Genomic DNA, 25,152 nt, shown 5'->3' on the forward strand with positions numbered 1-25,152 from the left:
CGTCCTTTGGACTTGTCGTTGGAACGGGCAAGACTACACGACAGCGGGGCGCAGGCGCCACGGCCGGCCGCGAACGCTCAGAGCCGGCAGGATTTCATCAGGTACTTGGGCGACTCTTCATAGCCCTGGCGGTAGTAGAAGCGGTGCGCATCGGCGCGGCGCTCGTGGCAATGCACCTCGATGCGGTCGCAGCCACGGCCCAGCGCCAGGGCCGCCGCGGCCTCTTCCAGCGCCCGCCCCACCCCGCTGCCGCGGGCCGCGTCACTGACGCAGAAATAGGTGATGCGGCAAAAATCGCCCGGCAGCGCCAACTGCACCATGAAATGCAGGCCGATGAACCCCAGCAACTGGCCGCCGTCCTCGGCCACCAGCAGCTCGGCGTCGCGGTGCCCCAGCAGGCGCTCGATCTTCTCGGGCACGAAGCCCTGGGTGCCCGGATAGCCCAGCTGGGCCAGCAATTCGACGATATCGGCGCTATCGCCGACTTCTGCGTTGCGGATGATCATGTCGCCTCTGCCAAAAACGCCGATCGTAGGCCGGCCCGATGTCGCCGCGATGACGGCGCGCGCAGGCCGGCGCCCGGGCTCAGGCCCGGCTGTCATCCTGCCGCAACATCTCGAACAGGGCCCGCGCCGCCGGCGAGCCGGCGGCCTGCGGCGACGCCGCCAGCGCGAAACGCCGCCGCACCGGCGTCGCCAGGGGCAGCACCCGCAGGCCACGGCGGTTCTCGGGCAGCGTCAGTTCGGGCACCAGCGCCACGCCGACGTTGTCGCGCACCAGCGCATAGGCGCTGGACCATTCCATGACCGTGGCGCGCACGTCGGCCAGCGCCAGGCCGGCGTCCGCCGCGACGCTGACCGCGTGCACGCTGCAACCGCCCGTGGCCAGCACGAACGGCTGCGCCGCCAGTTGCGCCAGCGCCACCGACGCGCCGCGCGCCAGCGGATGCGAGGCCGGCAGCACCGCGACCCAGTCGTCCTCGCCCAGCGGACACGCGCCGCGCCGCGCGGGCGGATTGAGCACCACCCCTACATCCACGGTGCCGGCCGCCAGCAGGTCCTCGATCTCGCTGTCGCTGGCTTCCAGCGGCACCACCTCGATGGCGGGATGCAATTGGCGAAAGCGCCGCAACACCGGCGGCAGGATGGTCGAGAACACCATCGGGAAACTGGCCAGCCGCAACACCCCGCCCGGCGCGCCGGACGCCTCGCGCCCCAGCGCCTGGATGCGGCCGTGCGCGGCCAGCATGGCGCGCGCCTCGTGCGCCACCCGCAGCCCCAGCGCGGTGGGCACGCTCTGGCGCCGTTCGCGGGTGAACAGCGGCGCGCCCAGGTGGTGCTCCAGCTGCGCGATGGCCTGGCTGGCGCCCGATTGCGTCATGCCCACCTGTTTCGCGGCATGGGTGATGTTGCCGGCGTCCACCACCGCCAGTAGCAAGCGCCAATGGATCAGGTTCATCATGGCAGGGAAAAGATAACGGATCGTCTCGAAACCGGAAATTCTACCGACACTCGCCCGCCTCCTGGATCGGCCGTGGTGGCCGCCGCGCCGACCGCAGCGTCGCCACGGGTCTGTCTTTTGGCCTGCATCCGCGCGAAGTCATCAAAACGTGATGGCGTTTCCCTAAACTTCCGCTCTTGCCCGACCCTCAATGGAACACTGGAAATGCCGCTCGACCGGTCTGCCTTGCGCCAAGCGGTGCGCTTCGCCCTCATCGCCTCGGCCGTGATCGCAACGGGTTGTGATTCCTCCGCCCCCGTCGCCCCGACGGCGCCATCCACGAATGCGCCGGACCCGCTACGCGCCCCGCTCGAACGGCTGGGCATGCAAGGCATCGCGCGCGGCGACCTGGCCAAGGCCGAGATCCAGCGGGCCCTGCAGCAGCTGGCCACCACGCCCTGCAACAGCCAGGCCATGGGCGCCCTGGCGCCGCAGCTCAAGGCCATGGGGTACCGCAAGGAGGCAGCCCAGGCGTTGATCACGTTCGCCGACGAATGCGGCAATGCCGACGGCTTCCTGCTGTCCGCCGTGGGCGATCTGCTCATGATCCGGGACTATCCCCAGGCCATCGCCATTTCCAACCGCCTGATCGCGGACCATCCCGCCGACACGCGCATGCGTTATACGCGGGCACAGGCATACAGCCAGACCCGGCAATACGAGCAGGCGCTGGCAGATTACCTGGAAGTCATTGCCCTGTCGCCCAATCCACGGCGGCTGGCCTCCGGCGTGTTCACCGAGACCGCCCAGGCGCAGGCCAAACTCGGACGCCATTGCGAAGCGGCAAGTACGGTGCGCATGTGGATGTCGCTGGATCCCTCGCGCACCCAAAACCCGCAAGGCAAGCGGCTCGTCGCCGAGTACGAGCGCCAGCGGGACTGCCCTGCCTCCTATGCCTCGGGCAAGGATACGTTCCCCCGCAAACCCGACCAGGTCATCCTGGCCTCGGTCGAAGTCAATGGCAAGAAGGGAACGTTCATCGTCGACACCGGCGCCAGCGTGGTTGCCATCACCCGCGCCTTCGCCGAGCGTGCGGGCATCGACTATCTCGGGGGACGCAAGATCGCGGTCCAGACGGCCAACGGCCACACCGACGTGCACACCGGCATGGCCAAACGCATCCAGATCCGTCAGGTCGCGGCCAACCAGGTTCCGGTCGTGGTCCAGGCCGGGGCCGAATCCGCGTTCGGTCCTGGCGTCGACGGCTTGCTGGGCCAATCGTTCCTGTCCCGTTTCGACACCCACTTCGGACCCCGCCAATGGTCCATCGCCGTGCCGGCGACGGATGGCTGACGCCACGGGCGCGAATTAGCCATTACAAATACTTATTTCTAATTTCTGAAGAAGTAATTTTACGAATATTCAGGATCGGGCGATCCTGGGCGTCCCATCCCCAATCAGGACACCCCCTGGACGTTCCGCATGAAACTCTATTACGCCCCCGGCACCTGCTCGCTGTCGCCCCACATCGTGCTGCGCGAACTCGACCTGCCCTTCGACCTGATCCGCGTCGACAACCGCGCCAAGCGCACCGAGGACGGCCGCGACTTCCTCGCCATCAATCCCAAGGGCTACGTGGCCGCCCTGGAAATCGACGGCGGCCAGGTGCTGACCGAAGGCCCCGCCATCAGCCAATACCTGGCCGACCTGCGGCCCGAAGCCGGGCTGGCCCCGCCGGCCGGCAGCTGGGCCCGCAGCCAATTGCACGAATGGCTGAACTTCATCTCGGCGGAAATCCACAGCGGCTTCGGCCCGCTGTTCAACCGCGACCTGCCCGAGGCGGCGCGCGCGTGGTGGCAGACGCGGCTGGAAAAACGCCTGGATTATGTCGCCACCGCGCTGCGCGAGCGGCAGGCCCTGGTGCAGGACCGCTATGGCTTGGCCGATATCTACCTGTACGCGGTGCTGCTTTGGGCGCCGCAACTTGGCGTGGACCTGGCGCGCTGGCCTGCCCTGGTGGCATTCCAGCGCCGCATCGAATCCCGCCCCGCCGTGCAAGCCGCGCTGGCGGCCGAAGCGCGGGGATGAGCGGCGCGCGGCCGGCTCGTGATCGCAACCGGTAGCGGCGCGTTACGCCCCGATGGTGCGCAGCGCCCGCTGGCAGATGCGCTGCGTCGCCGCGACCGGGCTGTGCGTCAGCCAGCGCGCGCACACCCGCCTGACCCATTCCGGCTGGTCCTTGCTGGCGTCGTTCAGCCAGTTCGCCACCGAATCCTGCACATAGACCGCCGCATCGGCGCGCAGCGGCTCCAGCAGCGGCAACGCCCGCCCCGGGTCCGCCTTCAGCGCGGCGATGTGCGCGCACCAGACGCCGCGCGGCCGCAACGCCTCGCTGGCAAAGCGCCGCAGGCGCTCGGACGGCAGCGTCGTCCACGCTTGCAGCTGCGTGATGGCCGCGTCCAGGTCGGCCGCCAGCGCCGGCCGCACGGCCAGCCAGGCCCATTCGCGCACCCCGAAATGCGCATCGTCGGCCAGCGGCCGGATGCGCGCCAGGCGCTGCGCCAGCGACAGGTCCGGCGCCGCCCCGATCATGAAGCAGGCCCAGCCCCGCGCGGTGTCCGACGCCTGCGCCGCCATCCGCGTGAAGCCGGCCGGACCCAGCCCGTCATGCAGGATGCGCGCCGCCAGCGCCATGCGTTTGGAGATGCCCAGCGCCGCCGCGGCCCGCATGGCGGCGATGCCATCGGCGCCGACCTCGGGCGCCAGCGCCTGCATCAGCAAGGCAAAGTCCACCGCCAGGCACTCGGTCAGGTGCGTGGCCGGCGCGCCCGCGTTCAGTTGCGCCAGGCGGTCCGCGCCGATGTCCTTGACGCCGCGGCGGGCGGCGGTCATGGCGCGTCTCCGGCCAGCGCGGCGCGTCCGCTGTCGGTGCCGCGCCACACCTTCGCCAGCAGGTCGCCGAGCTGGCGCCGCTCGGCCTGCGACAGGGCGTCGAACAGCGAGCCGATCCACTGCGCATGTTCCTTGAACAGCCGCGCCGCCGCCGTCCTGCCCTTGGGCGTGAGCGTCACCGTGATGCGGCGCCGATCATCCTGGCCCGGCTGGCGCCGCGCGAACCCGTCGCGCTCCAGCCCGTCGAGCAGGCCCGTCACCGTGGCGCGGGTCACGCCCGCGCGCGCCGCCAGTTCGTGTGGCGACAGCCCGCCGGCCTGCCCGTGCAGCAGGAACAGCAGCACGAACTTGCCTTCGGACAACTGCCGCGGCGCCAGACGCGCGGCGCAGTCGCGGTCGATGGCGCCGGCCAGGGCCAGCACCTGGAAGCACAGCTGAATGCCGTCGGACGAGGCCAGCCCGCGACGGGCGGCCTCGTCCAGCAGCGCATGGTGCTTGGGTTCCAGCATGGCGGGAATGGCGGGTGGCATGGCGTGTCCGACAATTGATATGGAGGCATATGATAAGGTACCTAATTAAAACGGGCAAACCAGCCGGCAACGGCAGAGCGCCACGCCTTCGTTCCTCTCGCGCAGCCGCCTGGCGAAGTGCTAGCATCCCAAGCATGACCTCGATCCTGCACGCCCACCCCATCGATCCGGCCATCCGCGAACGCGTCATGGCGACCCTGGAACACATCGAACAGCGTCACGATGTCCGCGTCCTGCTCGCCTGCGAATCCGGCAGCCGCGGCTGGGGCTTCGCCTCGCCCGACAGCGACTACGACGTGCGCTTCCTGTATGTGCACAAGCTGGACTGGTACCTGCGCGTGGCGCCGCAGCGCGACGTGATCGAGCTGCCCATCGACGACGAGCTGGACGTGTCCGGCTGGGAATTGCGCAAGGCGCTGCAACTGCTGCGCGGCTCGAACCCCACCCTGTTCGAATGGCTGGATTCGCCCGTGCTGTATCGCCAGGACGACGCCACCAGCGCCTGGCTGCGGCACTTCCGCAGCGAATATTTCTCGCAAATCAAGGGCCGTTGGCACTACGTCGCCATGGCCGGCCGCAACTTCCGCGAGTCGCTGCAGGGCGACACGGTGCGGCTCAAGAAATACCTGTACGTGCTGCGTCCCGTGCTGGCCGCGCAATGGATCGACAGCGGCCGCGGCATTCCGCCGATGCGCTTTGCCGACCTGGCCGATGCCATGGTCACCGACCCCGCGCTGCGCGACGAGATCAACGCCTTGCTGGCCATCAAGATGCAGGCCGGCGAGGCCGAGCACGGCCCGCGCTTCCCGTTGATCCACGCCTACCTGGAAACGACGCTGCCGACCCTGGAAAAAGCGCCCTTCTTCGACCGGCCCGACGGCCAGACCGAACGGCTGGACCGGTTCCTGTACGAGGTCGTGACCGGCGCCCCGCTGACGTACTGAGCGCCGCCGCGATGCACACCCCGCCGGCCACCCCGAGCGTCACCCTGCGCCGCCTGCGCGCGGACGACGTACCCATGATCCTGGCCCTGGAATCCGATCCCGAGGTCATGCGCCACAGCACCGGCGTCAAACCCGCCACGCAGGCGCGCCGCCAGGAACTGCTGGACTGGTTGCGCACGCCTCCCGATGACATCGGCCATTGGGCGGTGGCCGGCCCCGACGGCGTCGCGGTCGGCTGGATCAGCCTGACGCGGCTGGAGGACACCGGCGCGCTACAGCTGGCCTACCGCCTGCAACGATCGGCCTGGGGCCGCGGCTACGCCACGCAGGCGGCACGCCAACTATGCGACTACGCCTGGCGCGCGCTCGGCCGCGCGGAGCTGCTGGCCGTCACCTGGCCCGACAATCTGGGCTCGCAGCGCGTGCTGGAGAAACTGGGCTTCGCCTTCCGCGCCGTCGAAACGCACTACGGCCGCGACACCCGCGTCTACGTGCTGGCGCGTCCCCCGGGCTGACCGCCGCCGCGGCTTGCCCGAAGGCCGTGGACACCCCGGGCCCCGCGTCGCTCAACGCCGCCGCTCGCTCACTTCGGCATGGCGCCGCGCGATCGCCTGGGCACGGTCGCGCATGCGTTCGACCACCTGCGCCAGCCGGCCGCCGGCCAGGCGCTCGGCCATCGCGGTGACGGTCACCGCGCCCAGCGGCTCGCCGCTTTCGGCGCGGATCGGCACGGCCACCGCGCTGGTGCCGGGCATCAAGCCGGCGGGCGCGTGGGCGATGCCGCTGGCGCGCGCCTGATCGACCCGCGCCAGGATGTCTTCGGCGCGCTCTCCCGCCACCGCCAGGCGCGCGGCGTTGGCCTGCACGATGGCGCCGCTCTCGGCCTCCGGCAGGCATGACAGCAACGCCACGCCCGACACGCCCAGCCCCAGCGGCCGCCGCACGCCGACTTCGATCGACAGCACCTGGATCGGATGATGGCCGGTCTTGCGGCCGATGCAGATCGAATCGTGCCCATGCCGCACGCTCAGGAACACCGTATCGCCGACCTGGTCGGCCAGTTCCGCCAGATAGGGATCGGCGATCGTCAGCAACGGAAAGCGGCGCGTGCGCGCCAGGCCCAGCAGGCTGATTTCCGGGCCGATCAGGTAGCGGCGCGTGGCCGCGTCCTGCTCCACCGCGCCTTCCTGGATCAGCGTCTTGAGCAGGCGATGCACGGTTGGCCGGTTCAACCCCGACATGCGCTCCAGGTCGATCAGGCGCACGCCCCGTTCCTGGCCACAGGCCACCAGCCGCAGGATGGCCATGGCCCGGCGCACCGTCTGCGCGCCCGGCAGCGCCTCCTCGGCGTTGGCGTCTGGCGGCGTCATGCCGCATCCTTGCCCATGACGGACTTGGGCGTCTGGCGCAGCGCCCGCTTGGTCACCAGGGGCCCCAACAGCGCGTAGTTCGGCCCGCCGATGCGGCACACCGGATCGAGCTGGGTGGTATCGATCTTGCCATCGCGCGCCAGCCCGTCGCGGATGTGGAACAGCTTGACCTCGCCCACGAAGAACTCGGCGCCCGTGTCGCCGAATGGAATCACGCTGTGCAGCGTGCACTCCAGGCTGACCGGCGCCGCCGCCAGCCGCGGCGTGGCGATGTGCTCGCCCGCCAGCACCTCCAGGTGCAGCAGCTCGGCCTCGCTGACCTGCGGCGGATGTTCTTCGGCGCTGTCATGGATGGCGTCGAGCAGGCCGGCGTTGCCGATGTTCACCACGAAATGGCCATGCTCCAGGATGTTGTTGGCGGTGTCCTTGCGCCGGCCGGCCTTGCGGCCGATGTTGATGCCCAGCATCGGCGGCGTGTTCGAGACGAAGGTGAAGCAGCTGAACGGCGCCAGGTTGACCTTGCCGCCCGGCCCCAGGGTGGTGATCCAGGCGATCGGGCGCGGCACCACGATGCCGCTCATGAGCTTGTAGGTTTGTTCGGGGCTGAGTTCCGGGGCGGCGATACGCATCACAAGACGTCCATATGTTGAACCTGGCGGGACGGCGCGGCATGGGCGCCGACCCGGGCTTTCACGGCATTTTCCCGGGTTTTCGGCTGGCCGGTGAATCGGGGCAAACCGCGATTGCCGCAATAAGTCCAACATCCGGACTTTTTCGGATTTTTGGCGTTGTCGCCGCGCGGCCAAGTTTCTAGAGTCTCCCAAAACAACAACACACTCACACACTGGAGACAACCATGACCCCGCTTGCAAAGGCTGGCGCCGCCCTGGCGCTGATGGCCGCGACCACGCTGGCCCACGCCTGGCCCGACAAACCCGTGAAGATCGTGGTGCCCTACCCGCCCGGCGGCAATGTCGACGTGGCCGCGCGCCTGATCAGCCCCGGCCTGCAGGCCGCCTTCGGCCAGCCCTTCATTGTCGAGAACAAGCCTGGCGCCGGCGGCATGATCGCCGGCGAGCAGGTGGCGCGCTCGGCGCCCGACGGCTACACGCTGTTCATGGCCGCCAACGGCCCGCTGCTGTTCAGCCCGCTGATCTTCAAGCGCCAGGCCTACAAATGGGACCAGGATTTCGAGCCCATCAGTTCGGTGTCCTACACGCCGCTGGTACTGCAGGTGCGGCCCGGCCTGCCCGTGAAGGATTTGGGCGAACTGCTGGCGCTGGCCAGGAAGGAACCCGGCAAGCTCAACATGGCCTCGCCCGGCGCCGGCACCACCAACCACCTGGTGAGCGAACTGCTGCAATCGCTGACCGGCGCGCGCTGGACCACCGCGCAATACAAGGGCAACGCGCCCGCCACCACCGACCTGCTGGGCGGCCAGGTGGACTTCAACTTCGACCAGATCTCGGTGTCGCTGCCCTACATCAAGGAAGGCCGCACCCGCGGCCTGGCCGTGACCACCGCCAAGCGCGTGCCGTCGCTGCCGGACATCCCCACCTTCGCCGAGGCCGGCGTGCCGGGCATGGAGGCCGCCACCTTCACCGGCCTGCTGGCGCCCAAGGGCACGCCGCCCGAGGTACTGGCGCGCCTGAGCCAGGCGCTGGAAAAGATCCTGAGCCAGCCCGAGATCATCCAGCGTTTCCAGGAACTGGGCGCCGACGCCCAGGCCAGCTCGCCCGCCGATTTCACCCGCTACCTGGCCGCCGAGGATGCGCGCTGGACGCCCATCATCGAGCGCGCGGGCATCACCGCCAACTAAGGTCCGCCATGACACCACAAAGCACACGACAGAGCATCTACGCCGAAGGCTTCAGCCACAAGAACCCCATCCCCGCCGCCTGCCGCGTCGGCAACATGCTGTATTCGGGCAGCATCCAGGGCACCGACCCCGCCAGCGGCGCCTATGGCGACACGCTGGAACGGCAGTGCGAACTGATGTTCGACCACGTGCGCCGCATCGTCGAGGCCGGCGGCGGCTCGCTTGCGCACGTCGTCAAGATGACCGTGTGGATGCGCGACCGCGGCCAACGCGCCGCGCTCAACGCCGTCTGGCTGCGCGCCTTCCCCGACCCCGCCGACCGGCCCGCGCGCCACACCATGCAGGCCGACCTGGACGGCGACAAGCTGATCGAATGCGACTTCGTCGCCGTGCTGGACTGAAGGACCGACATGCCGCAATACCTGCCCTTCAACCCGCATCCCACCGCGCCGGCGCGGCGCCTGCCGCCGGGCGCCTGCGACAGCCAGTTCCACGTGTTCGGCCCCGCCGAGCGCTACCCGGTGCGCCCCGGCGCCGCCTACGAAATGCCCAGCGCCACCATCGAGACCGCGCTGGGCCTGCACCGCCTGCTGGGCATCACGCGCGGCGTGATCGTCCAGGCCACCACCTACGGCGCCGACCACCAGGTGGTGCTGGATGGCCTGGCCGCGGCCGGCCCCGGCTATCGCGGCTGCGCCAACGCGCTGGTGCTGGCCGAGCGCGACGACGCCTACATCGCCCGGCTGCACGACGCCGGCGTGCGCGGCGCGCGCTTCACGCGGCAGGGCCTGGGCATCAGCATGGAACCGGCCGTGTTCGAACGCGCCATCGCCCGCATCCGCGAGCTCGGCTGGTACGCCAAGTTCCAGCCCGAGCCCGACGGCATGATGGCCCAGGTGGCGCAGTTCGAGCGCCTGGACATCCCGGTGCTGATCGACCACATGGGCCGCGCCGATCCCACCGCCGGCGGCGCCGATCCCACCCGCCGCGCGCTGCTGGAACTGCTGGCGCGCGGCAACTTCTGGGTGATGCTGTCGCTGACCGAAAAACTGTCGCGCAGCGGCCCGCCCTGGGACGACGTGGTGCCGCTGGCGCAGGCGCTGATCGCCGCCAACCCCGATCGCGTGGTGTGGGGCAGCGACTGGCCGCACCCGGTGTCGGTCAAGCAGCCGCCCGACGAAGGCCGCCTGGTAGACCAGCTGGTCCGCTACGCCGGCGACGACGCCACGCTCAAGAAAATCCTGGTCGACAACCCGGCCCGCCTCTTTGGATTCGACGCATGAAATTCCTGTCCTTTGAACATCAGGGTCGCGCCGGCTTCGGCCTGCTGCGCGGCGCCGCCGTGGTCGACCTGGGCGGCCAAGGCCACGCCGACCTGCAGGCGGCGGTGGCCGCGGGCGCCCTGCCGCGCCTGGCGGCGGCCGCCGAGCGCCTGGACGCCACGCTGCCGCTGGCGGCGCTGACGCTGCTGCCGCCCATCGCCAACCCCGGCAAGATCATCTGCGTGGGCGTCAACTACGGCCACCGCAACGAGGAATACAAGGACGGCAGCGCGCCGCCGCAATACCCCAGCGTGTTCCCGCGCTTTCCCGAATCGTTCGTCGGCCACGGCCAGCCGCTGCTGCGCCCGCCCGAGTCCGAACAGCTCGACTACGAAGGCGAGATCGCCATCGTCATCGGCAAGGCCGGCCGCCGCATCGCCGCCGAGGACGCCTGGTCGCACATCGCCGGCCTGACCTGCCTGAACGAAGGCACCGTGCGCGACTGGCTGCGCCACGGCAAGTTCAACGTCACCCAGGGCAAGAACTGGGACGCCAGCGGTTCCATGGGGCCATGGCTGGTCAGCGCCGACGCCTTCGATCCGCGGGCGCCGCTGACGGTCACCACCCGCGTCAACGGCGAGGTGCGCCAGCACGACAGCACCGCCAACCTGATGTTCCCGTTCGCCGAACTGATCCGCTACATCTCGATCTGGACCACGCTCAAGCCGGGCGACGTCATCTCGACCGGCACCCCCATCGGCGCCGGCGTGCGCTTCGATCCGCCGCGTTTTCTCAAGCCCGGCGACGTGGTCGAGGTGGAAGTCTCCGGCATCGGCACGCTCTCCAACCCCGTGGCCGACGAAGCGGCCGCGCGCTCCTGAGGACACCCCATGTTGAACGACGCACAACGCCAACAGGCCGCCGCCCTGCTGATCGAGGCCGAACGCACCGGCGTGCCCACCACGCAGCTGGACCAGGCCTTTCCCGGCATCGAGATCGCCGACGCCTACGCCATCCAGCAGCACATCATCGCCAGCAAGCTGGCCGCCGGCGCGCGCCTGCGCGGCCACAAGATCGGCCTGACCTCCAAGGCCATGCAGAGCACCGTCGGCATCAACGAGCCCGACTACGGCCACCTGCTCGACACCATGTTCTTCCAGGACGGCGACACCATCGCCACCGAAAAACTGATCGTGCCGCGCGTCGAGGTCGAACTGGCCTTCGTGCTCGGCAAGCCGCTGCGCGGTCCGGACGTGACCCTGTTCGACGTGCTCGACGCCACCGACTACGTGGTGCCGGCGCTGGAACTGATCGACGGCCGCAGCAAATACCCGCGCCGCATCGTCGACAACATCGCCGACAACGCCGCCTGCGCCGGCATCATCCTGGGCGGCCGCCCGGTCAAGCCGCTGGAAGTCGACCTGCGCTGGGTCGCGGCGCTGCTGCTCAAGAACGGCGTGATCGAGGAATCGGGCGTGTCGGCCGCGGTGCTCGGCCATCCGGCCATGGGCATCGTCTGGCTGGCCAACAAGCTGGCGGCGCACGACACCGGGCTGGAGGCCGGCCACATCGTGCTGGCCGGCTCCTTCACCCGCACCGTGGCGGTGGCCAAGGGCGACACCATCCATGCCGACTACGGCCCGCTGGGCAGCATCTCGGTGCACTTTTCCTGAAGAGGCCGACGATGCAACTTCCCGCCAATCCCTTCAAGCGCGCGCTGCGCGAACAGCGCCACCAGACCGGCCTGTGGGTCACGCTGGCCAATCCCAACAGCGCCGAGCTGGTGGCCGGCTCCGGCTTCGACTGGCTGCTGCTGGACACCGAGCATACGCCCGCGCTGCTGCCCACCGTCATGGCGCAGCTGCAGGCGGTCGCGCCCTATCCCACCCACGCGGTGGTGCGCCCGACCTGGAACGACAACCTGCAGATCAAGCGCTACCTCGACATCGGCGCGCAGACCCTGCTGCTGCCGTACGTGCAGAACGCCGACGAGGCCCGCCAGGCCGTGGCCGGCACGCGTTACGCGCCGCGCGGCGTGCGCGGCGTCGGCGGCACGGTGCGCGCCACCCGCTACGGCCGCGTCGCCGACTACATGCGGCACTGCGAAAACGAACTGTGCCTGCTGATCCAGGCCGAGACCGGCGAAGCGCTGGAGCAGCTGGACGCCATGGCCGCGGTCGACGGCGTGGACGGCATCTTCATCGGCCCGGCCGACCTGGCCGCCAGTCTCGGGTATCCGGGCGAGCCGGGCCACCCGCGCGTCGTCGCCGCCGTCGAAGCCGCCATCGCCCGCATCCGCAAGGCGGGCAAGGCGCCCGGCGTGCTGACGGTGGACGAGACCCTGGCGCGGCGCTACATGGCGGCGGGCAGCCTGTTCACGGCGGTGGGCGTGGATGCCGCCCTGCTGGCGCGGCATTGCGACCAGCTGGCGCAGCGCTTCGCCGCGCCCAGCGCCGGGTAGCGCCGGCAAGCGCCGATTGTCCCGCCCGCCATCAGTGCCAACCGGCGGCGGGCGGACCTTTTGCGGGTACCCTATCGGTTTTCCATCACCCGCAAAGCCGCGCATGTCCGACACCACGCAGCCCTTCGACGTTTCCGCCTACATCGCCCAGAGCCTGGAAGGCATGCGCGCCGCCACCTCGGCCCACTGCGCCACCTGGCACCTGGACGAGGCCGAGCAATGGTCCGTCGACATGGACAGCGGCCTGATCGTGTTCCAGCTGCCCGGCGGCATCACCGCGCACGCGCCAGTGCAGATCGTCGGCACCTCCAACAGCGAGGACGGCAGCTTCCTGTGGGGCTGGGATCACCCCTCGGTGCCGGCCGAACTGGCCGAGCACGCGCAACTGGCGCTGGCCTTCGGCAAGGCCCACGGCCTGGAAGCCTATACGCACCGCAAGGTGCCGTGCGACGATGCCCAGGCCTGGGAATTCACCGCCATCGCCATGCGCCTGGGCGAGGCCAGCGGCTCGTACCGCGCGCAGGCCTCGGACACCGCCCACGTCTGGATGACGTTCGGCCAGGTGACCTTGTCCCAGGCCTGACGCCACGGTCAAGCCGCGTCGGGATGCACGCCGGTATAGGCCGCGCGCGGCCGGATGACATCCGGACTGCCGCGCTGCTCCAGCCCGTGCGCCAGCCAGCCGATGGAGCGGCCCAGCGCGAACAGGCCGAAGGCCGCGCCCAACGGCAGCCCCAGGTGGCGCCGCACCGCCACCAGCGCGAAATCCACCGACGGCCGCTGCCCGATCAGCTCGAAGGCCTGTTCGATCAGCGCCTGCCAGTCGGGACGCTGCGGCAGTATCCGCGCCAGCAAGGCGCTGGCGCGCGGATCCCCGGCGGGGTAGAGGTGGTGACCGAAACCTGGCAGGTCCTCGCCCCGCGCCAGCCGTTCGCGCAGGCCGCGCGCCAGCCGCTGGCCGCCGTCCGCGCCGCCGTCGCCGCGCTCCAGCTCGTCCCACATCGCTTCGCCCCGCGCCGTGGTGCCGCCGTGCCGTCCGCCCGTCAGCGCGGCCAGGCCGCCGACAATGCCGGCGCGCAGGCTGGCGCCGGTGGACGCGATGCAGCGCGCGGTGAAGCTGGAGGCATTCAGTTCGTGGTCGGCGCACAGCACCAGCGCCATCCGGATCAGGTCGGCGCCCGCCGCGTCCACGCCCCAGGCGCGGGCGCACTGCACGTGGATCGGCGCGGCGTCCGGCGCGGTCTGCAGCAGGCAGGCCGCCAGCGTGCGCACCAACGCGCCGCAGCCCTGCGCCTGGCGCTGCGGCGAGCGTTGCCACAGCGCGGTGGCGTCGTCGTCGCTGGCCGCCGTGAACAGCGGCAGCAGCGCGGCCTCGGCCCGCTGGCCGCGATGCCGCGCGAACAGCGCCGCCAGGTCCCGCGGCAGGACCGGCGCGGGCGCGTCGAACGCCATCGCCTCGTCGCATTGCCACAGGTGCGCCGCCACCGCCTCCACCGAGCGCGACGCGGCCAGCGCCACCGCGCTTTCGCCTCGATAGAACAACTGCCCGTCATCGATCAGCGTGATGGCGGACTCCAGCACCGGCAGCCCCCAGTTCAGCGTGGCCTTGGCCACCTCCTTCGGCTTGCGTCCGCGTGTGCGCTGCGCGGCCAGGCGCTCGACGTCCTCGGCCAGATAGCGGCTTTCGCGCGGCGTGGCGCCGGCCTCGGCGTGCAACAAGCCGCGGCTGACATAGGCGTACAGGGTCTGGCGCGACACGCCCAGGCGGGCGGCCGCGGCGGCGGAGGTCAGGTAGTCGGGCATGGCACGCGGCGTTTTCAGGTTAATAAGTTGATTATTCTAATCAATATTGACAATTAATTCGGGAAGAATAATCCTGGCGGCATCCCCAGACGACCAGGAAGCCCTCATGTCCGCCACCACTCTCCCGCCCTCGCCCGCCATCGCCGACTACCTGCGCCAGTTCTGGCTCGCGGCGGGCGGCGACCCCGCCCACTTGACCCGCGTCGCCATCAGTGGCGAAGGCGCCCTGCCCTCGGCCTTCGCCGTCACCGAATTCGCCACCGCCGCCATCGGCGCGGCGGGGCTGGCCATGGCGGAGTTTGTCGCGGCCGGCACGGGCGCCATGGACACCGGCGCCATCGGCCAGGTCACGGTCGACCGCCGCCTGGCCTCGCTCTGGTTCGGCACCACCCTGCGTCCCGTTGGCTGGAATGCCCCGCCGCTCTGGGACGCCGTGGCGGGCGACTATCGCGCCGCGGACGGCTGGATCCGGCTGCACACCAACGCCCCCCACCATCGCGACGCCGCCCTGGCGGTGCTGGGCGTGGCCGCCGACCGCGACGCGGTGGCGCTGGCGGTCTCGCGCTGGCGCGCCGACGAACTGGAAGCCGCCGTAGTCGCGCACAACGGCTGCGCCGCGGCCATGCGCGGCATCGACGCCTGGCAACAGCACCCGCAAGGCCGCGGCGTCGCCACGGAACCGCTGCTGCACCGGACCGCCGGCCCCGGCGCCGCCCGGCCGGACTGGCATGTCTCACGCCAGCGCCCGCTGCAGGGCCTGCGCGTGCTGGACCTGACGCGCATCCTGGCCGGCCCTGTCGCCACCCGCTTCCTGGCCGGCTACGGCACCGACGTGCTGCGCATCGATCCGCCCGGCTGGGAAGAACCCGGTACCGTGCCCGAAGTCGTGCTGGGCAAGCGCTGCGCGCGGCTGGACCTGAAGTCCGCCAAGGGCCTGGCCACCCTGGAACGCCTGCTCGGCGAGGCCGACGTGCTGATCCACGGCTATCGCGCCGACGCCCTGGCGCGCCTGGGCCTGGACGCCGACCGCCGCCGCCAGCTCAACCCGACGCTGGTGGACGTGTCGCTCGATGCGTATGGCTGGAGCGGCCCGTGGCAGGGACGGCGCGGCTTCGACAGCCTGGTGCAGATGAGCACCGGCATCGCCGAGGCCGGCATGCGCGCCAAGGGCGCCGACCGCCCGGTGCCGCTGCCGTGCCAGGCGCTCGACCACGCCACCGGCTATCTGATGGCGGCGGCGGCCATCCGCGGCCTGACCGAACGGTTGGCAACGGGCGCGGGCAACACCACGCGCGCGTCATTGGCGCGCAGCGCGCAGTTGCTGGTCACGCATCGCGGCATGCTGGAAGGCGGGCCGGCGCTGGCCCCGGAAACGCAAGCGGATTGGTCCGCGGCGACCGAGGAGACCTCGTGGGGCCCTGCCCGGCGCGTCAGGCCGCCGATGTGGATCGAAGGCACGCCGCAGTCGTGGGATTATCCGGCGAGCGCGTTGGGCTCGTCCGAAGCAACGTGGCGCGACACCGCGCGATAGCGCACGCCGCCGCTCGACCGACTCAAAGCACGAACGCGCGCAGGTTCGCGACCCGCTCGGCCAAGCCGTCCGCGCCCAGATAGTGGCCCAGCTTGCCGGCGCGCACGCGGCGCAGGTCTTCCTCGTAGCGCGCCAGCATGGCGTCGCGCGCCTCGGCATACGCGGCCGCAACGCCCTCGCCACCGGCGGCTACGACCTGGCGCGCGACATCCGGCGCGCCACATGCCACGCAACGCGCTACGCCCAGGCCGTCGGCGCGCGCGCCGCGCGCCAGCAGCTGCGCCACCAATTCGGCGGGCGGCTGGCGATCGAACCGATGCAAGGCGTCCGCGCTGACCGGCGCGCCGGCCCGCAACAGCGCCTGCGCCGCCGCGTAGGCGTGCTGCATCAACGCCACCTCCAGCGCCGTCGCGCTGCCCCGCAACGGCTGGCCGAAACCCATGCCCTGCGCCGCCAATTGCGCGACCAGCGCGCCGTCATCATTGGCCAGCGCATGCTGCAAGGCCAGATTGGCCAACCGCGGCGACTGTGCCAGCGTCCCGGCCGCCAACGGCCCGCGCCAGTCCACCAACGCGCGCCGGTAGAACGCCGCCAGCTTGTCCGCCAACGCCTGCGGCATGCCGTGATCCGCCACGCGCTCGTCCAGATACTCCAGCACGCGGATGCCGGTGCTATCGGGATCCTCGGGATCTTCCTCCAGGCACAGCTCGGCAAACGCGCCGCGCAGATCGTCCGCGATGGTGGCGATGCCATCCTGCTGCAACGCGTGCGTCCAGCCCGGCAGCCCCTGCTTCCAGGCCACGATGCCGCCCGTCTGCCCGCCCGGCCCCAGGTACACATAAATGCGGTCGCAGTACTCGAAACCGCCGATCGGCAGATAACGCAGCTTGCCGTCCCAGGCCTCGCCGCTTTCCTCGGCGGCCTCTTCGGCGCACTCCTGCTCGTGTTCGATCCAGCCCGCCAGGTCGCGGTATTGGTCGCTGCCGTCGTAGAACAGCTCGGACCAGCTGAGGGCCTCTTCGTTGCCGTCCATCTGCGCATGCAGGTCGTAGGCCAGTTCACCGCCAGCGGTCAGGCGCCACAATTCACGCAACGCCGGCGGCAAGGGACCGGCGCAGAGCGCTTCGATCTCGTCGATGCGCGTCTCGCTCATCGGCGGCTGGACCGCGATGAGGACACGATCGGCGAACAAGGCGATGCCGTGCTGTCGCAGCGACTGGATTTCGTCGGCGGAAAAATCATCACCCATGTGGGCACCCTCCCGGTTGAAACGCCCTGGATTTTACCCAGGCGGTCCCGGTCCCGGCGCCTGTGGCTTGCCGCGTGAGACGCGTCTGCCCGCCACGCGTCCCACGCGCCGCCGGCGGTGGTAGATTGGCGACATCCGCATAGGAAGGGAGCAGCGATGAGGGGATCTTGGTGGACGCGCTGATCCAGGCCGCGGCCCGGGCGCTGGCCAGCGGCGATCCCCTGGCCGCGCTGGGCCGGGTGGCGCTGCGCGACGACGCGCCGGCGCTGGCGTTGCGCGGCATCGCGCTGGCGCAACTGGGCGACTTCGAACGCGCCCGGCCGCTGGTGCGCCGCGCCGCCCGCGCGTTCGGCGCCAAGGATCCGGTGGCGCGCGCCCGCTGCGTGGTGGCCGAAGCCGAGATCGCGCTGGCCTCGCGCGACCTGGGCTGGCCGACGGCGGCGCTCGAGGCCGCCCGCGCCACGCTCGAACACCATGGCGATCGGCGCAACGCGGCCTATGCCGGTTACCTGGCCGGCCGCCGCCTGGTCCTGATGGGACGCCTGGAGCAGGCCGAGCAGGTGCTGTCGGAACTGGACCCCACCCCCTTCCCGCCGGCCTTGCGCGCGGTGCACGAGCTGGCCCTGGCCGGCATCGCGCTGCGGCGCGTGCAGGCCACGGCGGCGCGCGCCGCGCTGGCCCGTGCCGCGCAGGCCGCGCAGGCGGCCGGCATCCCCGCTTTGCAGGCCGAAGTGCGCCAGGCGTGGCAAACGCTCGAGGCGCCGGCGGCGCACCTGCACCAGGCCGGCCAGACGCGCGCGCTGCGCCTGGACGACGTGGAGGCGCTGCAGGCGTCCGACACGCTGGTGATCGACGCCTGCCGCTACGCCGTGCAGGGCGCGGACGGCACTCTGGCGCTGGCGAGCCGCCCGATCCTGTTCACCCTGGCGCAGGCGCTGGGCCAGGCGTGGCCGGACGATGTACCGCGCGATGCGTTGATCGCCCAGGCTTTCCGCACCCGCCATCCCGACGAGTCGCATCGCGCGCGGCTGCGGGTGGAAATCGGCCGCTTGCGGGCGGCGCTGGGTACCCTGGCCGGCATCCGGGCGACGCGGCAGGGCTTCGCGCTGACACCGGCGGCGGGCGCCGTCGCCGTGCTGACGCCCCCCATGCAGGGCCGCCACGCCGCCGTGCTGGCGCTGCTGGCCGACGGCGAAGCCTGGTCCAGTTCGGCCCTGGCGCTGGCCACCGGCGCCAGCCAGCGCCAGGTGCAGCGCGCCCTGGACGCGCTGGCGGCGGCGGGCCGCGCGCAGCCGCTGGGGCGGGGCCGGGCGCGGCGCTGGATCACGCCGCCGCTGCCTGGTTTCGCGACGACATTGTTACTCCCGGTTCCGCTGCCGAATGCCTAGCATGGAGACGTCATCCCACTGAACAAGGACACCGACATGAAAGCCAAGCCCGCAGAAATCCTCCGTGAATACGGCCCCTTCCCCGGCGTCACCGACGTGCACGGCGTCTCTTACGACGGCAGCCACGTCTGGATCGCCGTCGGCGACAAGCTGCATGCGCTGGACCCGGCCAGCGGCGCCGTGGTGCGCTCCATCGACGTCACCGCCCGCGCCGGCACCGCCTTCGACGGCAAGCACCTCTACCAGCTGGCCGACGGCATCATCCAGAAGATCGACCCGGCCTCGGGCCGCGTGCTGGCCACCGTGCCGGCGCCCGAGGGCGGCGGCAATTCAGGCATGACCTGGGCAGAAGGCATGCTCTGGATCGCCCGCTACAAGGACCGCAAGATCCACCAGGTCGACCCCGCCACCGGCGCCATCCTGCGCACCATCGAGTCGGACCGCTACGTGACCGGCGTCACCTGGGTCGATGGCAGCCTGTGGCATGGCACCTGGGAAGACGACGCCAGCGAGTTGCGGCGGCTGGACCCGGCCAACGGCGAAGTGCTGGAGCGATTGGCCATGCCGCCCGGCGTCTACGTGTCCGGCCTGGAGTCGGATGGCGGCGACGTGCTGTATTGCGGCGGCGCCACCAGCGGCCGCGTGCGGGCGGTGCGCCGGCCGCGCGCCAGCGCCTGATCTTTCCGCTGCCCGCCACGCCCGCCGGACACCCCCGGCGGGCGTGGGCTTTTCCGACGAATATCGGTCGGATCCGACGCCCGGGCGACGACGCCCCCCGCTCCCCGGCAAGCCGCGCCGGCGCGGCGTCCTGACAAATTGTTGCAGCCATAACCGCGCCCTGCCATTTCCGGCCCCAGCGGGGCCCCGCCAGCGTGTAAACTCCCCCCTTTTTGACTCTGGTGGTATGTTGCAAGCCCCACAGCGCACAGGTTTAAGCGGCCCGACGCTCATTCGCTTGCTGACTCGCCTGACGGATGTCGACGTGCCGGAATCCCGGCAACCGTTGTCGGATCATCTGAGCCAATGGCTCGGCTGGACCGACGCGATTGCCCTGTCCGCCGCCCTGAACAACCGCCCGCCGGCGATCGCGCCCGGCGCGCGCGCGTTCAGCAGCGCCGAGGAGCGCGAGTGCGAGCGCGTCCGGACCACGCTGGCCGATGCCATCGCCAGCGATACCGCGGCCACGGCCGCCAAGCGGCTGATGCCGGGGCAGGTGTCCGCCAAAGTGGCGGCGCTGCAGGCCGACGACGCCGACTACTCGAATTTCCGTCAGCGCTATCTGTCGTTGCAACACACGATGGAGACCAGCATCGGCAATCTGCGCAGCCGCCTGCGCGGCATGGTCGCGGCCAGGACGCCGGAAATGACGCGCCTGGCGGTGGTGGACGCCATCATGGACCGCGCCCTGCTGCCGCGCGAGCGGACGCTGCTGGGCGCCATTCCGAAGCTGCTGCAGGTGCATTTCGACCGGCTGCGGCGGGCCGAACAGGCCGCGCTGGAAGCGGCGGCCGAGGCGCAAGCCCTGGCTGACGCCCCGCAGGCCGACGCCGCCGTGCCGGCCGGCGCGGCGCCGCAACCCGCTTTACCCGCGCCCACGCCAGGCGCCTGGCTGGAGACGTTCCGCAAAGACATGCGCAGCGTGCTGCTGGCCGAACTGGATGTTCGTTTACAACCGGTGGAAGGGCTGCTTGCCACCCTTCGCACCAGCTAACCGGGACACTATGTCCAAGTATCTGATCAATATCGTTGTTTTCCTCAGCGGCCTGGCCGTGGCCGGCTGGATCGGCGCGGGCTACGCGGGCACCAATTCCCTGGCGCTGGCCGTCACGCTGCTGATCGGCGCCTGCTACGTCGCGGGCGCGCTCGAATTGCTGCGCTACCAGCAGGCCACCGCGTCCCTCAGACGCGCGGTCGGCAACCTGTCGGAAGCGCCCGCCAGCCTGGCCGGCTGGCTCGAACAACTGCCCGCCGCGCTGCGCAACCCGGTGCGGCTGCGCATCGAGGGCGAACGCGTCGGCCTGCCCGGCCCGGCGCTGGCGCCCTATCTGGTCGGCCTGCTGGTGCTGCTGGGCATGCTCGGCACCTTCCTGGGCATGGTGGTGACGCTGCGCGGCACCGGCGCCGCGCTCGAGAGCGCCACCGACCTGGCCGCGATCCGCGCCTCGCTGGCCGCGCCCGTCAAGGGCCTGGGCTTCGCCTTCGGCACCTCGATCGCCGGTGTCGCCACCTCGGCCATGCTGGGCCTGCTGGCGGCCCTGTGCCGCCGCGACCGGATCCAGGCCGCGCAATGGCTCGACGCCAAGGCGGCCACCACGCTACGCCTGTACACCCAGGGCCACCAGCGCGAAGAGAGCTTCAAACTGCTGCAACGCCAGGCCGAAGTGCTGCAACGGCAGGCCGAGGCCATGCCCGCGCTGGTCGACCGCCTGGACGCGATGATGCGCAACCTGGAGCAGCAGAACCACACGCTGAACGAGCGCCAGCTCGCCAGCCAGGACGCCTTCCAGGGCAAGGCCGAGGCCGCCTACGCGCGCCTGGCCTCCGTGATGGAACAGTCGATGAAGGAAAGCGTGGCGGAAAGCGCCCGCTCGGCCGGCGCCGCGCTGCAACCCGCGGTCGAAGCCACCATGGCCGGCCTGTCGCGCGAGACCGCCACGCTGCACGACACCGTCACCCAGGCGGTGCAACGCCAGCTGGACGGCATGACCGCCGGCCTGCAGGCGGCCACCAGCAATGTCGCCGGCATCTGGAACCAGGCCCTGGCCGGCCAGCAGCGCGCCAGCGAAACCCTGGCGCAGGACCTGCGTGATTCGCTCGACCGCTTCGCGCAGACCTTCGAACAGCGCTCGGCCACCCTGCTGGACAGCGTGTCCCAGCGCCTGGAAGCGTCCTCGGGCAGCATGTCCGAAGCCTGGAACGTGGCCCTGAGCCGCCAGGAACGCGCCAGCGAAAAACTGGCCGGCGACAACCTGCAGGCCCTGACGGCCGCCGCCGCCAGCTTCGAGCAGCATTCGGCGTCGTTGCTGCGCACGCTGAACGCCTCGCACGCGACGCTGCAATCCGACCTGGCCTCGCGCGACCAGCAACGCCTGGCCGCCTGGACCGAAACGCTGGGCGCCCTGTCCGCGACCCTGCGCCAGGAATGGCAACAGGCCGGCGCGCAAGCGGCCGAACGCCAGCTGGAAATCAACCAGGCCCTGGCCCGCAGCGCGCAGGACCTGACCGAACATGCGCAGACCCAGGCCGGCCTGCTCGAGAACGTCTCGACCCGCCTGGAAACCGCGGCCGGCAACGTCTCGGCCCAATGGCACGACGCCCTGGCGCGCCAGTCGCAGGTCAGCGACAAGCTGGCCGACGACAACCGCGCGGCCCTGGCCGCCGCCGCCGCGACCTTCGAACAACACTCGGCCGCCCTGCTGCGCACGCTGGACCAGTCGCACAACGAGCTGCAAGCCGCCCTGGCCGCGCGCGACGAACAGCGCCTGGCCGCCTGGGCCGGCACGCTCGGCGCGGTCGCCGACAAGCTCGGCCAGGAATGGGAACAGGCCGGCGCGCAGGCCGCCGCCCGCCAGCAGGACATCAGCCAGACGCTGGCGCGCACCGCGCAAGACCTGGCCAGCCGTGGCGAAGCGCAAGCCGCCCTGCTCGACACCGTCGCCGCCCGCATCGAATCGGCCGCCGGCGGCGTGACGCAGGCCTGGACCGAGGCGCAAGTGCGCCAGGAACTGACCAGCGAGAAGCTGGCCGCCGACAACCAGCAGGCCCTGACCGCCGCCGCGGCCGCCTTCGAACAGCACTCGGCCGCGCTGCTGCGCACGCTGGACCAGTCGCATGCCGACCTGCAGGCCGCCCTGGCCGCGCGCGACGAGCATCGCCTGGCCGCCTGGCATGCCTCGCTGGGCGCGCTGGCCACCGAACTGGGCCAGGAATGGCGCGCGGCCGGCGAGCAGACCGCCGCCCGCCACCAGGAACTGGGCCAGCTGCTGGCCCGCACCGCGCACGACATCACCACCCAGACCCAGGCCCAGGCCGCTCTGCTGGAAAACGTCTCGACCCGCCTGGAATCGGCGGCCGGCGGCGTGACGCAGGCCTGGACCGAAGCGCAGGTGCGCCAGGAACTGGCCAACGAGAAACTGGCTGGCGACAACCAGCAGGCCCTGACCAGCGCCGCGGCCGCCTTCGAGCAGCATTCGGCGTCGCTGCTGCAGACGCTGGGCCAATCGCAGGCCGACCTGCAGGCCGCGCTGGCCGCGCGCGACCAGGAACGCCTGGCCGCCTGGACCGGCGAGCTGGGCGCGATGGCCGAGGCCCTGCGCCAGGAATGGGAACAGGCCGGCGCCCGCAGCGCCAGCCTGCAGCAGGAGATCTGCGCCACCCTGGCCCAGACCGCGCAGGACATCGCCACCCAGACCGAGGCCCACGCCAGCGGCACCATCGCCGAGATCAGCCAGCTGGTGCAGGCCGCCTCCGAGGCGCCGCGCGCGGCCGCCGAGGTCATCGGCGAGCTGCGCCAGAAGCTGTCGGACAGCCTGGCCTACGACAACGCCATGCTGGAAGAACGCAATCGCCTGCTGGACACGCTGGCGACGCTGCTGGACGCCGTCAACCACGCCTCCGCCGAGCAGCGCAGCGCGGTCGACGCGCTGGTGTCGTCGTCGGCGGACCTGCTGGACCGCGTCGGCACGCAATTCACCGAGCAGGTCGAATCCGAAACCGCCCGCCTGGACGACGTGGCCGCGCAGGTGACCAGCGGCGCCGCCGAAGTGGCCAGCCTGGGCGAAGCCTTCGGCGCCGCGGTGCGCCTGTTCGGCGAGTCCAACGACAAGCTGGTGGCGCATCTGCAGCGCATCGAGAGCGCGCTCGACAAGTCGATCGCGCGCGGCGACGAGCAACTGGCCTACTACGTGGCGCAAGCGCGTGAAGTGGTCGACCTGAGCACCATGTCGCAGAAGCAGATCGTCGAGAACCTGCGCGACCTGGCCAGCCAGCGCGCCGCCACCGCCGGAGCACAAGCCGCATGAGCGCGGGCGAGGACATCGACGGCGGCGTGGAACCCGCGGTGCCGACCTGGGCCGTCTTCGGCGACCTGATGTCGGTGCTGCTGGGCGCCTTCGTGCTGATCCTGGTGAGCGTGGTGGCCGTGCAGCTGGAGCTGTCGACCCAGCTCGAACGCGAGGTCAAGCAGCGCCAGGAGGAAACCCAGCGTCGCCAGACCCTGGAACAGGCGCTGGCCGCGCCGCTGGCGGCCGGCCGCGTGACGCTCATCAACGGCCGCATCGGCATCAGTGGCAGCGTGCTGTTCGCGCTCAACTCCGACCAGTTGCAGCCGGAAGGCCGCGAGGTGCTCAAGAGCCTGATCGAGCCGCTGTCGACCTACCTGAAGGCCAATGACGAGATCCTGATGGTCAGCGGCTTCACCGACGACCAGCAGGTGCGCGAAGGCAACCGGCGCTTTGCCGACAACTGGGACCTGTCGGCGCAGCGCGCGCTGACCGTGACCCGCGCCCTGATCGACGAGGGCGTGCCGTCGGCCTCGGTATTCGCCGCCGCATTCGGCGCCGAACAGCCGGTGGCCTCGAACGCCGACGAGGAAGGCCGCGCCAGGAACCGCCGGGTCGAGATCACGCCGATCCCCAAGCCGTCCAACGGCACGGAGGCGCCGCGTGGCCAGTGATGGCGGTCTTGGCCACGCGCTGACGGCCGAGGCGGACGCCACGGCCGACACCGACCTGCCCGCGGACGACACGCTCGCCACGCTGCGCGCCTGGCGCGAGCGCGGCGACGACCGGTTCGATCCGGTCGGTTTCCATTTCATCGAGGCGCTGGCCCGGCGCGCGGCCACCCATGACGGCACGGCGCGCGCACGGCTGGACGACCGCCTGGCGCAGCTGCTGGAGGCGTATGCGGCGCGTATCGCCGCGGCCGCCGCGACGGACGCCATCGCCCCCACCGAAGGGCGCGACGATGCGGCCACGCCCGCCGATTGCCCCGCGCCGGCCGCGACGCCCGCGGCCGCCACGCGCGGGCCGCTGGCCGAGCTGGCCGCCTACCTCGCCTACCCGGGCGCCCCTGGCGAAGACCCCGACGCCATCGCCGCGCAGGCGCGCCGCGACGCCTACCCGGACCTGCCGGCGCTGGACGGGCTGCGCGAGATCTGGTCCGGCCTGAGCGCCGACCGGCAGGTGCGCCAGTCGCAGGAACAGGTGCACAAGAACGCCGGCCCGCTCAACTCCAACCAGCTGGTGCACCGCGCCCTGTCGCTGATGCGCGAGCTGTCGCCGGGCTATCTGCAGCAGTTCGTGACCTACACCGAAACGCTGGCTTGGATGGAGCAGTTGACGGCCGCGGCGACGCCGCCGGCCAAGGAAGCGGCGCGCGCGCCCGCCAGGAAGAGCACGCGCGCCAAGAGCCGCTGAGGCAAACGCCGCCGGGCGCGCCGGCGGTATCGCGGACGGTATCGCGG

The 25,152-nt window shown here is 71.2% G+C and carries 26 protein-coding genes; 18 read left to right on the forward strand and 8 right to left on the reverse strand.

Annotation, left to right across the window (positions count from 1 at the left end; all coding sequences use genetic code 11):
• Positions 1 to 77: 77 nt before the first annotated feature.
• Together AC1HFW_RS09950 and AC1HFW_RS09955 are read right to left on the reverse strand one after the other, a co-directional pair.
• The gene (locus tag AC1HFW_RS09950) at positions 78 to 506 is read right to left on the reverse strand and encodes a GNAT family N-acetyltransferase (RefSeq protein ID WP_061071016.1); all 429 of its coding nucleotides are present in this window, start codon (positions 504 to 506) and stop codon (positions 78 to 80) included.
• Positions 507 to 585: 79 nt separating this feature from the next.
• A complete protein-coding gene (locus AC1HFW_RS09955; RefSeq protein ID WP_479283032.1) occupies positions 586 to 1,461 on the reverse strand; it encodes a LysR family transcriptional regulator in 876 nt (291 codons plus the stop codon).
• A gap of 204 nt (positions 1,462 to 1,665) precedes the next feature.
• Here AC1HFW_RS09955 and AC1HFW_RS09960 point away from each other — a divergent pair, with 204 nt between their 5' ends.
• Positions 1,666 to 2,793 (forward strand): retroviral-like aspartic protease family protein, encoded by a 1,128-nt coding sequence (locus AC1HFW_RS09960; protein WP_479283034.1) that lies wholly within the window; start codon positions 1,666 to 1,668, stop codon positions 2,791 to 2,793.
• A gap of 129 nt (positions 2,794 to 2,922) precedes the next feature.
• A complete protein-coding gene (gstA, locus tag AC1HFW_RS09965) occupies positions 2,923 to 3,528 on the forward strand; it encodes a glutathione transferase GstA (RefSeq protein ID WP_479283036.1) in 606 nt (201 codons plus the stop codon).
• Between the two features lie 42 nt (positions 3,529 to 3,570).
• On the opposite strand, the gene AC1HFW_RS09970 is transcribed toward gstA, so the two are convergent.
• Positions 3,571 to 4,332, reverse strand: coding sequence for a DNA alkylation repair protein (locus tag AC1HFW_RS09970; protein WP_241073374.1), 762 nt, complete (start codon positions 4,330 to 4,332; stop codon positions 3,571 to 3,573).
• Entirely contained in the window at positions 4,329 to 4,862 is a 534-nt protein-coding gene (locus tag AC1HFW_RS09975; protein ID WP_061071010.1) for a MarR family winged helix-turn-helix transcriptional regulator, read from the reverse strand. The genes AC1HFW_RS09970 and AC1HFW_RS09975 overlap by 4 nt, the downstream gene beginning before the upstream one ends.
• Positions 4,863 to 4,996: 134 nt before the next feature.
• Between AC1HFW_RS09975 and AC1HFW_RS09980 the strand changes: the two genes are divergently transcribed.
• Together AC1HFW_RS09980 and AC1HFW_RS09985 are read left to right on the forward strand one after the other, a co-directional pair.
• Positions 4,997 to 5,806, forward strand: coding sequence for a nucleotidyltransferase domain-containing protein (locus AC1HFW_RS09980; RefSeq protein WP_479283038.1), 810 nt, complete (start codon positions 4,997 to 4,999; stop codon positions 5,804 to 5,806).
• Between the two features lie 11 nt (positions 5,807 to 5,817).
• Complete coding sequence (locus tag AC1HFW_RS09985) at positions 5,818 to 6,321, forward strand: GNAT family N-acetyltransferase (RefSeq protein WP_479283040.1); 504 nt, start codon at positions 5,818 to 5,820, stop codon at positions 6,319 to 6,321.
• 51 nt (positions 6,322 to 6,372) lie between these two features.
• On the opposite strand, the gene AC1HFW_RS09990 is transcribed toward AC1HFW_RS09985, so the two are convergent.
• Together AC1HFW_RS09990 and AC1HFW_RS09995 are read right to left on the reverse strand one after the other, a co-directional pair.
• On the reverse strand, positions 6,373 to 7,176 hold the full coding sequence (locus AC1HFW_RS09990) for an IclR family transcriptional regulator (RefSeq protein ID WP_006395369.1): 804 nt from the start codon (positions 7,174 to 7,176) through the stop codon (positions 6,373 to 6,375).
• Positions 7,173 to 7,805, reverse strand: a complete 633-nt coding sequence (locus tag AC1HFW_RS09995) for a flavin reductase family protein (protein ID WP_006395370.1) — start codon at positions 7,803 to 7,805, stop codon at positions 7,173 to 7,175. Before AC1HFW_RS09995 ends, AC1HFW_RS09990 begins: the two co-directional genes overlap by 4 nt.
• A 227-nt stretch (positions 7,806 to 8,032) precedes the next feature.
• Between AC1HFW_RS09995 and AC1HFW_RS10000 the strand changes: the two genes are divergently transcribed.
• The 7 genes from AC1HFW_RS10000 (at position 8,033) to AC1HFW_RS10030 (ending at position 13,301) form a co-directional block, all read left to right on the forward strand.
• Entirely contained in the window at positions 8,033 to 8,995 is a 963-nt protein-coding gene (locus AC1HFW_RS10000; protein ID WP_061071007.1) for a Bug family tripartite tricarboxylate transporter substrate binding protein, read from the forward strand.
• A gap of 8 nt (positions 8,996 to 9,003) precedes the next feature.
• Entirely contained in the window at positions 9,004 to 9,396 is a 393-nt protein-coding gene (locus AC1HFW_RS10005; protein WP_479283042.1) for a RidA family protein, read from the forward strand.
• Positions 9,397 to 9,405: 9 nt separating this feature from the next.
• Positions 9,406 to 10,278, forward strand: a complete 873-nt coding sequence (locus AC1HFW_RS10010; RefSeq protein ID WP_061071005.1) for an amidohydrolase family protein — start codon at positions 9,406 to 9,408, stop codon at positions 10,276 to 10,278.
• A complete protein-coding gene (locus tag AC1HFW_RS10015; protein WP_479283045.1) occupies positions 10,275 to 11,138 on the forward strand; it encodes a fumarylacetoacetate hydrolase family protein in 864 nt (287 codons plus the stop codon). The genes AC1HFW_RS10010 and AC1HFW_RS10015 overlap by 4 nt, the downstream gene beginning before the upstream one ends.
• Before the next feature lie 9 nt (positions 11,139 to 11,147).
• Positions 11,148 to 11,930 carry a 2-oxo-hept-4-ene-1,7-dioate hydratase gene (gene hpaH, locus AC1HFW_RS10020; RefSeq protein WP_241070012.1) on the forward strand — a complete coding sequence of 261 codons (783 nt, stop codon included), beginning with the start codon at positions 11,148 to 11,150 and terminating at the stop codon, positions 11,928 to 11,930.
• Positions 11,931 to 11,941: 11 nt separating this feature from the next.
• Entirely contained in the window at positions 11,942 to 12,718 is a 777-nt protein-coding gene (locus tag AC1HFW_RS10025; protein ID WP_479283047.1) for an aldolase/citrate lyase family protein, read from the forward strand.
• 103 nt (positions 12,719 to 12,821) lie between these two features.
• Entirely contained in the window at positions 12,822 to 13,301 is a 480-nt protein-coding gene (locus AC1HFW_RS10030) for a DUF6882 domain-containing protein (protein ID WP_006395377.1), read from the forward strand.
• Positions 13,302 to 13,309: 8 nt separating this feature from the next.
• Here the strand turns inward: AC1HFW_RS10030 and AC1HFW_RS10035 are convergent, their stop codons facing one another.
• Positions 13,310 to 14,521 (reverse strand): citrate/2-methylcitrate synthase, encoded by a 1,212-nt coding sequence (locus AC1HFW_RS10035; protein WP_479283049.1) that lies wholly within the window; start codon positions 14,519 to 14,521, stop codon positions 13,310 to 13,312.
• A 106-nt stretch (positions 14,522 to 14,627) separates the two neighbouring features.
• Here AC1HFW_RS10035 and AC1HFW_RS10040 point away from each other — a divergent pair, with 106 nt between their 5' ends.
• On the forward strand, positions 14,628 to 16,052 hold the full coding sequence (locus AC1HFW_RS10040) for a CoA transferase (protein ID WP_479283051.1): 1,425 nt from the start codon (positions 14,628 to 14,630) through the stop codon (positions 16,050 to 16,052).
• A 22-nt stretch (positions 16,053 to 16,074) separates the two neighbouring features.
• Here AC1HFW_RS10040 and AC1HFW_RS10045 read toward each other — a convergent pair whose 3' ends face one another.
• A complete protein-coding gene (locus AC1HFW_RS10045) occupies positions 16,075 to 17,301 on the reverse strand; it encodes an SMI1/KNR4 family protein (protein ID WP_479283053.1) in 1,227 nt (408 codons plus the stop codon).
• A gap of 170 nt (positions 17,302 to 17,471) precedes the next feature.
• On the opposite strand from AC1HFW_RS10045, the gene AC1HFW_RS10050 reads away from it, so the two are divergent.
• From AC1HFW_RS10050 to AC1HFW_RS10075, 6 genes are all read left to right on the forward strand, one after another.
• On the forward strand, positions 17,472 to 18,689 hold the full coding sequence (locus AC1HFW_RS10050) for a helix-turn-helix domain-containing protein (RefSeq protein WP_479283055.1): 1,218 nt from the start codon (positions 17,472 to 17,474) through the stop codon (positions 18,687 to 18,689).
• A 36-nt stretch (positions 18,690 to 18,725) separates the two neighbouring features.
• On the forward strand, positions 18,726 to 19,367 hold the full coding sequence (locus AC1HFW_RS10055; RefSeq protein WP_479283057.1) for an outer membrane protein assembly factor BamB family protein: 642 nt from the start codon (positions 18,726 to 18,728) through the stop codon (positions 19,365 to 19,367).
• A 226-nt stretch (positions 19,368 to 19,593) separates the two neighbouring features.
• The gene (locus AC1HFW_RS10060) at positions 19,594 to 20,400 is read left to right on the forward strand and encodes a DUF3348 domain-containing protein (protein WP_479283059.1); all 807 of its coding nucleotides are present in this window, start codon (positions 19,594 to 19,596) and stop codon (positions 20,398 to 20,400) included.
• A 10-nt stretch (positions 20,401 to 20,410) separates the two neighbouring features.
• The gene (locus AC1HFW_RS10065; protein WP_479283061.1) at positions 20,411 to 23,710 is read left to right on the forward strand and encodes a DUF802 domain-containing protein; all 3,300 of its coding nucleotides are present in this window, start codon (positions 20,411 to 20,413) and stop codon (positions 23,708 to 23,710) included.
• Positions 23,707 to 24,363 carry an OmpA family protein gene (locus tag AC1HFW_RS10070; RefSeq protein WP_479283063.1) on the forward strand — a complete coding sequence of 219 codons (657 nt, stop codon included), beginning with the start codon at positions 23,707 to 23,709 and terminating at the stop codon, positions 24,361 to 24,363. The genes AC1HFW_RS10065 and AC1HFW_RS10070 overlap by 4 nt, the downstream gene beginning before the upstream one ends.
• On the forward strand, positions 24,353 to 25,105 hold the full coding sequence (locus AC1HFW_RS10075; protein ID WP_479283065.1) for a DUF2894 domain-containing protein: 753 nt from the start codon (positions 24,353 to 24,355) through the stop codon (positions 25,103 to 25,105). Before AC1HFW_RS10070 ends, AC1HFW_RS10075 begins: the two co-directional genes overlap by 11 nt.
• The last annotated feature ends 47 nt before the right edge of the window (positions 25,106 to 25,152 follow it).

The sequence above is a fragment of the Achromobacter sp. ISS7 genome, from assembly GCF_056523125.1.